We start from the raw sequence: 13,004 nt of genomic DNA on the forward strand, positions 1-13,004 counted from the left end.
ATATAGCAACCTTCTTGCTTAGGAGTATTGACAATTGAGCATTCAGCTTTCAACAACTGACTTTCAACGCCTCACCCGCATAGTCCAAAATTCACCTGGCTTTGCTAATGTGAGTGCGCGTCGTCATTTAGTCGCAGGTGTACTAGAAGGTGTACCCCAAGCTAATGTAATTTTAGCTCGACTAGATTTAGATGGCTCGCCGATGGCTGTTGCTGTGGAAGTGGTGCGTTTTTTGTCCCAGTTTGGACAGGTAGCTTATAGAAGAGAAGCTTTGGGTGTTTTCCTCAATTATATTGAGCCGTTGGTTAGCTATGAGGAACAAGAGTTTATCGCTGCTCTATTTAAGAGATATCCTCTATACCCATTTAGAGGACGGGACGCTTTAGTAGTTGGTATCAATCAATATCCTTTTTTAAAAGATACACTGACAAGTAAAGCCAAGCACTTGACTACCCCATCTGCTGATGCAGAAGCGATCGCCCAACTTTTAGAAACCCACGGTAACTTCCGAGTCAAGCGCTTTCCAGCCAGCATTATAGATGGGAAATTGCAGGTTGACCCAGATAAAGTAGTTAAGACAGAAGAATTAGAAGCAGCAATCCTCGATTTATTTATCCCAGAAAGTGCGAAGCCTCCAGAGACGGCGTTGTTATTTTTCGCTGGACATGGACTGCGAAAGCAATTAAGACAAAGTTTAACGCAAGGTTTTTTAGCAACTAGTGATGCTAGCCCTAACAAAAACTTATGGGGTTTATCGCTACGAGATTTATGGGATATATTGCAGCAAAGCCAAGTAAAACAGCAGATTATCTGGCTTGATTGCTGTTTTGCAGGAGAATTGCTCAACTTCAACGATACCGAACTGGGAGGGAAAAGTTTGAAGTGCGATCGCTTTTTGATTGCTGCATCCCGCGATTATGAAGTCGGCTATCAGCAGTTAGATGGTAAACATGGTGTTCTTACAGGGGCGCTTCTGGCAGGACTTAACCCCCATCTAGTTCCAGAGTTTGAATGGATCACAAACCTGAGGCTGACAGTCGCGGTTGAACAGAAATTACAAGAGTACGACGAAACCACGAAAATTCCCCAATCTCCACTGATTAGCAACCACGGCGAAGTAATTAAGCTGATTCAAGGAAGGGCTAAACCGCGTTCAAAAAATCAATCCTTAGATGCTAACACTATCAATGAACTGGTGAAACTGCTGCGACCTTTTTTGGAAGAAGAGAAACACCGTCGTCCCTTTTTAGTTTTGGCTTTGGGTACTAATGCACCTGTGTTGCAACAAATTAGTTGGGGTGGTGCTGTGGCAAGTTTTATCCCAGATATAGTTTGCAAGCTTGTAGATTATGGTGAAGTAGCTCCAGGAAAACAAGCGATTTGGGCATTGTTAGAGTGTGTGCGATCTCAAGTAGGTATAGATTTACAGCAACGCATTGATAATTTACAGCAACAGATTAAAGAAGAACTGACACGAAAAGAAGACCAAAATTTAGTTTCAACGGATAAAACTAGAATATCTAAGCAAATTAGTTTTATTTCTGAACTGCGAACCCGTTTGATTAGTGACAAACAAGTTTATGACTTATCTCGAAACGAAGAGTTTGCACAGTTTAACTTTATAGGCTTGAAGGAAACTCCTCTATCAGTAGATTTAGTGGCTTTTACCAAAGCTGATGGCTTCACCGAAAAGCAGATTGTGGATCTAGGTGATAAGTTTTTCAACATTACGCAAATCGTATCTTATGATTTTGGTTTAAAACCTGGCCCTAGAATGCCAAATGGTCTTTTAGGTTTGGTGTTTGAAGATGAATGTCCTCATTCTTTAATAGAGTTTATTAAAAAGCAAACAAAAATCTCCCACTCGGAAAGAAGTGCTGTCTTTGTTTCTTGGGTAATTGATATTAAATCTCAGCAAATCCATACTCATAACAATCCAATTTCATTACTTCCCCCTGTAGTGATTATGGAAAATTCGGTATTTCCCGGATTAGACTATTTAAAGTCTTTTATATCTAGCTATCGTCCTCAACCTGTCAATAAAGATATTAATATAAATGATTTAAAACCAGTTAATAATCAAGTTTCATCTGAGTTTAGTAGATTAGAGGAAAGATTAGAGGAAATCCATAAACTAATCCAAGCTATGCCAGAGCAGCAATCAAAATATAACTTGATTAACGCTCAAAGAGTTCAAATACTTGATCAACTAAGTACCTACATTGAGACTGGAGAACCTATCCCTTTATTAGAGAGTAATCAAACATTTGAATCACTTTTTACAAAAAATAAATTTTCAGACTATAACTTAACATATTATGTAGCAATATCTACTGCACCGATGTTAGTGTCGGTAGGTACAGATTTAGAAATTACTATCAGTTTAAATTCTAATTTATCCGACCATCAAAATACCCATGTTATAAAAATTATATATGAAACTGCTGTTGACAACGAACTAAACATCATCCTCAACGCCCCAGGTTTACAACTCAACGGCGACAACACCGCCAGCCTACCTCTAGATCCTGACACTGCCCAAGAAATCCAAACCGCCCACTTCCGACTCACCGCCCTCCGCCCAGGTTCCGCCACCATCACCGCCGAAATCTACCGAGGCGATACCTTCGAGACAAAACTAGAAACCCAAATTCAAGTCGCCAACATTGATGAAGTCTCCTTCACCCCTCAACGCATTACTGCCCAACCCCGTCCTGTTCCGCAACCAGATTTTATCCTCCGCATCCAAACAATCTGGAACGAAAACAACTCCACCTGCAAATTCCAATATCAATTAAAAAGCTTCCGCTTTCCCTCAGTCTTTCCCGATAATAACATTTATACATCAGACTCATTTTCTAGCAGTTGGATAGAACAGGTGCATGGATCGTTAGCAACTACACTCGAAAACATATCTGGTAGTTTACCCACCGAGGGAAAATCTCGTTTAATTTCCCTTGGTCAATACCTACTTCAGCATCTCTTCCCCACAGAACTACAAAGCGACTTTCGCAGTTTAATACCCCAAAATTCTACTTTTACACTTTTAATTCTCGCCGACCAAGAAGCCTGGATACCTTGGGAATTATTATATGATGGTCAAAGATTTTTCGCGGAACGCTTCATCATTGGCCGATGGCTACAAGAATTAAACGACACCAGACCCTACGAGTTTCCTGTAGGTACAGTTAACGTCGCCCACTACGCCAATGTCGAACAACCAGAACTGTGGGCTACCCTCCTCGAAGCCCCCGGCGCACCTCTACCGCAGCCTTTACCAGCAGGTGTATTGCATGATTCCACTGAAGCTATGCGGGGTCTGCATTTAATTCGCTACAGTCAGTCCTCAGATGCAGTCAACCTTCGTAACGCTCCCGTAACCTTAGATAATATCAACGACACAGAAGACATAGAACTCCAAATGCGTCCCGCCAAACTAAACCTGCGGCGCAATCGCCCATTTGTAACCTTGAGTTACGTGAAAACCGATATATCAGAATTGACGGCATTAGAAAACACATGGGCATCCGCCTTTATCCGCGCTGGATGTAGCGGCTTTACAGGTTCACTCTGGGCTGTAGAACCAGCAGTAGAAGCTGCCTTTATAAGCTGCTTTTACAACCGTCTGTGGGCTGGTGCTTCCTTGGGTGAAGCGTTTTATACTAGCCGTCAGTTAGCCCGTGCATCTGCACCTGATTCCCTCGACTGGCTAGCCTACGTTCTGTTTGGCGACCCAATGGCGCGTCCTTACCGTCCCGTTCCTGGTGATGGCTATGCTATTGTCGAACCTATAGGACGGGAAATTGATGACCCCTTATCCCCTGGTGCGATCGCTCGTTTTCGTGTTACTCTGCGAAGAAATCCCCCTGTGTGGCATGAAGATAGAGTCATCGAAGTAGCAGAAAATCTCGTCTTTGAAAATCTACAAGTACACATCGTAACCTATGGTCTGCAAGTGATTCCAGATTTACCTGTCACGATGACACTCACTGCTAAAGGTGATTATTTAGGCTGGTTTACCCTAGTTGTACCAAATGAAATTACTGATACCTCAGCTTTAGTTCAGGTGTACTTTGCAGATGGGATGCGACCAATTCATAGCCTAAATTTCTCTCTCAATATAGAAAACGGGAGAGAAGAATGAGCGGTATTAGTAGCGCTATTCGCCATCAAACGATGGCATCTTTTTTACCAATTGTAATCCCTAAAGAAAATTATTATAATATTGGTTGGCAAAAGTTTAATATAACTGCCAGTGATGAAGAACTTCTAAAGTTTACAAATAATGTTTTAGAGTCTTTTTGGAGACTAGAAAGAGCAATTAATCAAGCCAAAAGTATCAAATTAGATGCAGAAACTTGCCAGCAAGAAATGAGAGAACTGGCAAAGTGGGGTTTAGCAGCTTACCGCAGATTTTTTGAAGAGGAAGGGTCCCGTCAAATTATCGAAGGTCGTTGTAAAATGATGGGCAGCGAAACCCCAGCACCTACGTTTATATCTGAGCGGGTACTTTTTCCTTGGGAAGTACTATATGCAGGGGATAATTATCAAGAAGCTAATCCAGAAATGTTTTGGGGACTGCGCTACACCCCGGCTCGAATTCTCACTCCCGAAAAAGATATCTCTCGCTTTTTGGCAGACAGAACCACACCATTAGATATGATGTTTTGTCTGCATCATCGACTGCGAGAAGCTCATCAAAATGAATGGCTACTAATTCAAAAATTGATTCGCACCTTGCAAAATAGCCGTTGTTCTCTGCTTTCAGCAGTAGGTAAATTAACAAAAATTGAAAATGGAGAAAACCTACTAGATTATTTTATAGAAGCTAACCATAATATTTTGCACTTTGCTTGTCACTGTCTATCAGAAGAACTAGATGTAGATACGCTGTTATTTTCTCTGTTAAAGGATGAAGGAGAAGAAGGCGAACCTTTAGTGATTAAATTAGGGGCTATATCTTTTATTTTGGTAAAAGAAGATAAACGATTTCAGTGCCAACCATTAGTTTTTCTAAATGCCTGTCAGTCAGCAGGTGGAACTGATGCCTTACGCAAAACTTTTAACTTACCCCAAATGTTTATTAAACGTGGTGCGGAGGCAGTAATTGCAACCGCTTGTCCTGTTCCCGACCGTTTTGCTGCGGCGTTTGCTCAACAATTTTATACATTTTTTATAGATAAACAAATGACAATTGGGGAAGCCCTACAAGCTACCCGCAGATATTTTATAGAAGAGTACAATAATCCTTTAGGTCTGGCTTATGGTCTTTATAGTCCGTCTTACTATCGACTAACTCAACCTCTGGCTACAGTAGGTGTCGCCTGATGACAAACTACCCATCTACCTCAGCAATTACCCAAGCAGAATTAGATAAGTTACTGACGCAACTGCAACAACTGCGCTTCTTAATTACTACTGTACGGGAAACAATTGCACCATTGGAAACAAATCTCGCAGCAGCTTACAACGAATTTCAGGCTGTTGTTGGTGCATTACGTCGCCAGTCTATGCGCTTACAAGCAGAAATTGCCTCTCTTCGTAGCCAAATTCAACGTTTCACCCAGGATGAAGACGATACGCAACAGCAAGATGTCGCAACCGATAATTTTCTCTACCAGGAAGAACAGACAACAGAATTTAGTCTCAAAGACCAAGAAGCGATTGATAAAGATATGCTACTGGAGCATATTTTTCGGTTATTAGATCCTGATGTCAACGCTGAGGATGCAGAATTGCTCGCTAATCTCCAGGGTTTATGTAGTGACGCTACCGCTAGTTTAGCTGATGTTTTAGAAGAATTACCTTGGGGGGTAGTTTGGATAACTCGTAACTCCCAAGAAAACTTGACACAGCAATACCAACGTCTGAAGATTTGGGAGGGAGCGTTAAACCGACAGCTACAAAATTTAAAGCAAGCAACAGAACGTTTGTATAAAGATTCACGTTATGGACTTTGGCAGCAACAGCAAAAAAGTCAAGAACACTGGCATAATTTTCTCAATCAATGTATCGAACAGCAGCAAGACCAGAATTATGAATTACAAGCTGAGTTAGACAAATTAAAAGAGGAGTGGGGGCGTATTACCAGCACCAATAAATTATGAGTAGTAAAGACTACCAACTTGATTTACCTGTGCCAGTAGGGGGAGAAGATTTGCCTATCCCCGTTGCTGATACTGCACCGCAACAGGAACAACCTAGCGATAAAACGTTTTTAGAATGGAGTAACTTGGCAAGTCAGCGCCATGTGCGCTCTTTAACTTTTGACCCAACGCACGGAGATTTATGGTTGGCGACTGGGGGAGGGATACTGCACTGGAAGCTGGAATTAAATCGATTTGTTAGATATACCAGCGAACATGGTTTGCCAGGTAACTCAGTGTTAGCAGTTGCCGTAGATGGTGCGAGTCAAGTTTGGGCTGCTCACGAACAATTTGGAATTTATTATCTAAAAAATGATACTTGGCGACCTTACCACATTCTGGGCGAGGTAAAGGTAAGTTGTTTGACCTTGGACTCTACTGGTAAACTTTGGGCTGGAACTGCTAGCGGTATTTATGCTATCAACACTCCAGACCGAAAACCCGCTATCGAATTACCTCCTGCTGGGTTTCCTCCAAGAGCAATGTCTATTGTTGACGAAAATGATATTTGGCTGTGCAATGCTCAAGGCGTTTATAATTACAAAAATGCTAGTTGGGTGCGTACTAGCGACAGCGTGCAGCCAGATGTTCTCACGCTAGCTCGTCAAGGTGAAAACCTGTGGTTAGGCACTTTTCGCGGACTGGTACGCATTGACTTATCAACGAACAAACTACACAAAATTGATACTACATATCCTGGTGAAGTTACTGCCATAGCTCCCCATCCGCAAGGAGTTTGGGCAGCCTGTGGCGGACAGGTGGGTTTAGCAACAGAAACTGGTTGGACACCCTTGACAGAAAAGCGATTTAATGCATCTATTACCAGCTTGCTAGCAGGTAGAGACGATCAAGTATGGATTGGTACTCATGATGGACTCTTGCGCGGAGAGAACAAACAAATACTTTTGCACTTAACGGACAATCCCCCTGATGTCATTGGGTTAGCTTCCCGCGAAAAATCTCCACCCACTTTCAGTAGTTTAGTGCAAGCACTGTCAGTGCAGCAATTTGCAGACCGTTCTATTTTATGGATTGGTACGGCACTAGGTTTATTTCGATATGACTTATTTACCGAAAGTTGGCGGCGCTATGGACAACTTGCCAGTCAAGATATCCGCGCTATCATCACCAGCCAAGACCAAGAAACTGTTTGGGTTGCGAGTTGGAGTAGTGGTTTACATAGCTTAAAACAGCAGAATGAACTGCAAACCGCGCCCAATATTTCTGAACCAATTTTAACCCTAACTGCTGGAAGCGATCGCTACTGGGCAATTGGGTTAGATGGTCTCTATCAGTACAAAAATTCAGCTTGGGTACAAGTAATTTCTAACAAAGTACTACCTGTGAGGGGATGGCTGCAAGCAATTGCCCAAGCTGTCACAGACCATGTTTGGCTAGGTACTTCGGCAGGATTGTTGTTATATAAAACTGATACAAAAGGACTGACTCCAATTACTGGTAACTTAGGTAGCGCAGATGTGCGATCGCTACTAGCAATTAATAGAGATGAGTCAGAACAGGTTTGGGTGGGTACAAGTCAGGGGTTATACATAGGCAATGTTGACAACTGGGAACTAATACCTGAGCTTGAAAACCGAGTCATAACAGCCTTGGTATGGGATAGGAACAATAGCAGTTTATGGGTTGGGACAGATAGGGGGCTATTTTGTCTGCTAAGTCAGGGTAATAGCTGGAAAATCAACGAATTTAACATCCACAATAGTGGCTTAGGAGCAAATCGAGTTACAGCACTTACCATCAGCACTGGTAAAGATAAAGAGACTAAATTATGGGTAGGTACACCTTCTGGTTTAAGTTGCTACACATATTAAAAAATCTAAAATTGAAAGGGGAGTAGACGGTGAGTGAGGTAGATATTTTAGGGATTGATTTAGGGACAACCAATTCAGCGATCGCCATTTGGGAACCAGACACAGGACAAGCGAGAGTTTTATCCAACTCAGAAGGCGATCGCCTCACTCCCTCTGTTGTGATGTTCGATAGCCAAACAAATCAACCCATTGTTGGTAAATCAGCTTTGGGTTTCATCACCACTCACCCCAGTCAAGTCATCTACTCCGTAAAACGCTTTATGGGCTGTACCTTTCGTGACGAACGGGTACGCATCGACCAAACTCAAGTTACTTATACTATTGCAGAAATGCAGCAGAGCAAAGTTGCTGTTCGTGTTGGTGAAGAAATTTTTACACCTCCACAGATTTCTGCCGAAGTACTGCGTAAGCTGAAAAAAGATGCTGAAGCAACTTTGGGTAAAACAATATCCCAAGCTGTCATTACTGTTCCGGCTTATTTTAGCGAGTCTCAGCGTCAGGCTACGAAAGAAGCTGGAGAATTAGCTGGGTTACGGGTTCGTCGAATAATTAATGAACCAACGGCTGCGGCTTTAGCGTTTGGCTTGGGTACAGAACCCCAAACAGTGGCGGTTTATGACTTGGGTGGTGGTACATTTGATATTTCAATTCTGAGAATTGAACATGGTTTGTTTCGAGTAAAGGCTACTAGCGGCGATACCCATTTAGGTGGGGATGATTTAGATTTAGCAATTATGAGTTGGATGAAGAAAGCGTTCAAGCAGCAGCATGATGTAGATTTACCTATTGCAGAAGATAATAGCTTGCGTTCCCAATTCAGAAAAACAGCAGAAATTGCCAAAATTGCCCTGACTCAAGCCACAGAGTATCAAATTAGTATTCCAAATCTTTTTACTGTAGAAAAACAGTATTTGGGGCTAAAAGCAATATTAACTCGTACTGAGTTAGAAAAACTTGTGCAACCTTTTATCAACCGCACCTTAGATATCTGCGATGCAACTTTGAAAGAAGCAAAGTTACAAGCCAAGGATATTGACCAAGTGTTATTAGTTGGTGGACAAACCAGATTACCTGCTATCAAAGAAGCACTGCGCGATCGCTACGGTTGGACAATCAACGACTCTGTAAATCCAGATGAAGCTGTAGCCAGAGGTGCGGCGGTTCAGGGGGCAAGATTATGTGGTTATCTTCGGGAGGAGGTGAAACTCTGGGACATAACACCCTTGTCTTTGGGAATTGAGTTAGCTAACAGCAAGATGGATGCGATTATTTGTGCCAATGAACCGATACCAGTTACCAAGTGGCGCAAGGGTTCCCAAGCTTTTACTACTCAGCGCGACGGACAAGAAAGTATCCGCTTTCGCATTTATCAAGGTGAACGACCAATTGCCGGGGACAATGAATTTATCGGTGAAGTGGTTCTCAACCTAGCAACTACTCGTCCGGCTGGGGAGGTTCGGGTTAATTGTATGTTCAAAGTTGACCATGATGGTATTCTCCATGTATTAGCAGAAGATATCACCACCGATGGACAACCTGTAGAGAAGACATTTGACCGCTTTTATCGCTTGACTCAACAAGAGGTAGACCAGAAACTTGAAGAAGCGAAAGTGCATGAAAATGAAGACGCTGTTACCAATCGAATTTTTCAGTTAGAAGAAGAAATAACCCGACTGCAACGTGTGATTAATCAAGATAAAACATCTGACAATCTACTGTTAGAAACTTTAGAAAACTTGAAAGCAGCTATTAATAGCCGCGACGTTAACCAAGCAGAGGAACTACTTACCGAACTCAAAAGCAAAATCATCAACTAATAGTTTGTGGAATTTGCGGTAATCGCAGCGATAGATTTGTATAAAAAGAAGAACTCTAAATGCAGAATGTTGAAACATGACTCAAAATAATCGTCGCTGGACTATGATGGTCTACATGGCCGGAGATAACGGTAAGGTTTTCGAGAAACTTCAAGGTAAACGCTTGATGGCTCCGATGGAGGCGCAAGGCTATCAAGACATTGCAGAGATGGAAGCTGTGGGGTCTACTCCAGATGTGGCTGTTTTGGTGCAGTTTGATACTTTATCTGACCGCGAACACACATACCGCATATATATTCGCCCTTCAGAAGAACCCAGGCAAATTGAAAATATCCCAGAGCAGAATACGGGCGATCCTCGCTCATTACGAGACTTTATTGTTTGGGGAATTGAAAATTATCCCGCAGAAAACTACGCGGTGATTTTGTGGAATCACGGTACTGGTTGGAAAGAAGATGACATCTATGCTTTTGCGCGATCGCGTAGTGTGGAAATTCAGGCGAGTCAGGATGAAGTGCGATCGCTTACCCGAAATAATCGGCGGTTGTCCCGTGCTTTTTTCCTTTCCTCAATTACAGAAGTGCTGCAACTAGATGATGAAGATTCACGAGCGATCGCTTTTGATGATTCGTCTTTAGATTTCCTGGATAATGCCAAACTTCAGCAGGCTTTTCAGGAAGCAGAAGCGATTACGGGTAAAAAAGTTAGCTTAATTGGCATGGATGCCTGTTTAATGGGCATGGTGGAAGTGGCTTACCAGTTACGAACAAATGCTAATTATATGGTTGCATCGCAAGAGGTAGAACCCCTAACAGGTTATCCCTACACAGCAATTTTGCAGAATTTAACCGCCCATCCAGAAATGACATCGGAAGTATTGGCAAAGTTAATTGTACAGGAGTACGGGCGCTACTACGAGGGAGAATCGCGGGGCAGTGTCACTCAAATTACTCAATCAGCAACTAATTTGAGAGTGGTTGAAAAACTAGCTGAGGCGTTGGGAAGATTGGCAGATGTTTTGCGTCAATTGGTGGTAGAAGAAGATATTTATACTGAGAAAGCGCTGTACCATGCTCAACGTAAAGCCGTGCGTTTTAAGGATAGTGACTTTGTAGATTTGTATGATTTTTTAAATGTTTTATGGGATAAATATGCTGGGGATAGTGATGAATTAACCCAGATTATTGATGAAGTAATGGATTTGATGATTGTTAAAGTTGAACCGCAATTAATTTTAGCAAATATGACTTCAGGTGTGAGATTTGAACGTGTGAAGGGGCTGTCGATTTATTCGCCAATGAGAGGTTATTGTCAGTTTTACGAGAGGTCAGATTTTGCTAGTTGTGGGTGGGGAGAGTTTTTGCAGAGGCTTAATGATTTGGTTTAAGGATTGCGTATCAAGTGAAAGTAAAATATTTTGACCCAGTTAGATAGGAAAATGTAGTATTATTTTGTTTCCAGGTGTTAGCCTGCGATATCTTCGATTTATGACCTCGGAATTTCCAATCTTACTTGTTACACAAAAAGCTTATGAAGCATCCTCAAATGAAACTTTAGGTAGCAAATATAAGTTTTGGTTTGACCACGAAGAACTTGGTCGTTGTCTTTATAAGCAAAGCCGAGAAAACCTGGGGGAAGACTGGGCAGAAAAAGTCGCATCAGAATTATGCTCCCTATTGGGACTTCCCCATGCTGTTTATGAATTGGCTTCAACTTGGGAAGGCTCGCGCGGTGTAGTCTCACCCAACTTTTTATCACAAGGGGGGACGCTTGTTCATGGTAACGAGCTTCTTTCCTCAATTGTGCCGAACTACCCTGCGTTTGGGACTTATGGTATATCACAACATACAATAGATGTAGTGCTGAGGGCGATCGCAGGCGAATCTGTAAATTTACCCATTGATTGGACACCGCCCTCTGGCATCCAAACAGCAGTAGATGTGTTTGTTGGCTATCTTCTGCTAGATGCGTGGATTGGTAATGGAGACCGTCACCACGAAAACTGGGGGATTGTCCGAATGAAAACAGCATCGACTTCAGAAGAAACGGAACACCTAGCACCTACTTACGACCATGCTTCAAGTTTAGGACGCGACCTCTCTGACTCTCAAAGACAGAAACGCTCAGTTGAGGCTTATGCAAACAAATGTTTCTCAGCGTTTTATGGCAGTGTTGATAATAGAAAGACTCTTAAAACTTTTGATGTGTTCTCACTCGTTGCTAATCGCTATCCCGAAGCAGCTTGTGTGTGGTTGGCGCGACTTGAAAATATTTCCAAAGCCAATATTTTAGATATTTTTAATCGTATTAACCTCTCCCGCATCTCTCCCGAAGCGAGTAATTTTGCTCAGTCCATTCTGGAAATCAACAAACACAGGCTACTTACCTTGAGGGAAACACTATCTTGAAGACAACGAAAACATTATTTTTAGCTTGGCAAGACCCTATTAGTCGCTTTTGGTTCCCCATTGGTCGGTTAACATTTGACCAAGGTATCTATCAATTTGTCTATACCCAAGGTGTAAAAGAGGCTGAAGAGAAATCTGCTTTTAAAGCTTTGTCTTCCTTTCCACGCTTAGATGAAATCTATACATCAACTCAATTATTTCCAGTGTTTGCTAATCGGTTAATGTCGCGATCGCGTCCCGATTACTCAAGTTTTATTGAATGGCTCAATATTCCGAATGATGAAAATGACCCAATTACAATTTTAGCCCGCAGTGGTGGCGAACGAGAAACAGATACACTCGCTGTTTTTCCTTGTCCAGAAGTTGATGAACAAGGACAGTACCATCTTTACTTTTTCTCGCATGGGCTGCGACATCTGCCAAGCAGCGCGATTGAGCGGATTAATCAGCTTGAATTTGGGCAAAAGTTATGGCTAGCTCACGAATTTCAAAATCCCTACGATTCTCAGGCTTTAATTTTAAACACTGAAGACCATTATATCGTCGGTTATTGTCCACGATATTTGCTGGCAGAAATTTTTGAGTTGCTTCGACAAAATTCTAACTTAGAGGTTTGGGTAGAGCGTGTCAATAAACCTCTAACTCCACTTCAATTTCGCCTGCTGTGTAAAATGAGTGTCGATGCTCAAGATGATTTTCGCCCTTTCTCAAGTTCTCAGTATCAGCCGCTTATTGCAGAGATTGCGAGTGCTGCTATGTCTTCGTGAATTTTAATTGCTTAATTTTAGGAAAACAGGGTTA

The 13,004-nt window shown here is 42.2% G+C and carries 8 protein-coding genes; all 8 read left to right on the top strand.

The features are described from left to right. The first annotated feature begins 34 nt into the window (after positions 1-34). The 8 genes from RMY00_RS26540 to RMY00_RS26575 all read left to right on the top strand — a co-directional run bounded on the left by RMY00_RS26540 (position 35) and on the right by RMY00_RS26575 (position 12,970). On the top strand, positions 35-4,144 hold the full coding sequence (locus tag RMY00_RS26540; protein ID WP_322650405.1) for a caspase family protein: 4,110 nt from the start codon (positions 35-37) through the stop codon (positions 4,142-4,144). Further along, positions 4,141-5,328 (top strand): CHAT domain-containing protein, encoded by a 1,188-nt coding sequence (locus tag RMY00_RS26545; protein WP_322650406.1) that lies wholly within the window; start codon positions 4,141-4,143, stop codon positions 5,326-5,328. The genes RMY00_RS26540 and RMY00_RS26545 overlap by 4 nt, the downstream gene beginning before the upstream one ends. Beyond that, on the top strand, positions 5,328-6,107 hold the full coding sequence (locus RMY00_RS26550) for a hypothetical protein (RefSeq protein ID WP_322650407.1): 780 nt from the start codon (positions 5,328-5,330) through the stop codon (positions 6,105-6,107). The genes RMY00_RS26545 and RMY00_RS26550 overlap by 1 nt, the downstream gene beginning before the upstream one ends. Continuing rightward, positions 6,104-7,978 (top strand): LpqB family beta-propeller domain-containing protein, encoded by a 1,875-nt coding sequence (locus tag RMY00_RS26555; RefSeq protein ID WP_322650408.1) that lies wholly within the window; start codon positions 6,104-6,106, stop codon positions 7,976-7,978. The genes RMY00_RS26550 and RMY00_RS26555 overlap by 4 nt, the downstream gene beginning before the upstream one ends. Before the next feature lie 29 nt (positions 7,979-8,007). After that, a complete protein-coding gene (locus RMY00_RS26560; protein WP_322650409.1) occupies positions 8,008-9,795 on the top strand; it encodes an Hsp70 family protein in 1,788 nt (595 codons plus the stop codon). A 76-nt stretch (positions 9,796-9,871) separates the two neighbouring features. Then, positions 9,872-11,182 (top strand): clostripain-related cysteine peptidase, encoded by a 1,311-nt coding sequence (locus RMY00_RS26565; protein WP_322650410.1) that lies wholly within the window; start codon positions 9,872-9,874, stop codon positions 11,180-11,182. Between the two features lie 100 nt (positions 11,183-11,282). Next, complete coding sequence (locus RMY00_RS26570; protein ID WP_322650411.1) at positions 11,283-12,203, top strand: HipA-like protein; 921 nt, start codon at positions 11,283-11,285, stop codon at positions 12,201-12,203. Beyond that, on the top strand, positions 12,200-12,970 hold the full coding sequence (locus RMY00_RS26575; protein WP_322650412.1) for an HIRAN domain-containing protein: 771 nt from the start codon (positions 12,200-12,202) through the stop codon (positions 12,968-12,970). The genes RMY00_RS26570 and RMY00_RS26575 overlap by 4 nt, the downstream gene beginning before the upstream one ends. Positions 12,971-13,004: the final 34 nt, after the last annotated feature.

The sequence above is a fragment of the Nostoc sp. ChiVER01 genome (assembly GCF_034531155.1).
GTDB lineage: Bacteria > Cyanobacteriota > Cyanobacteriia > Cyanobacteriales > Nostocaceae > Nostoc.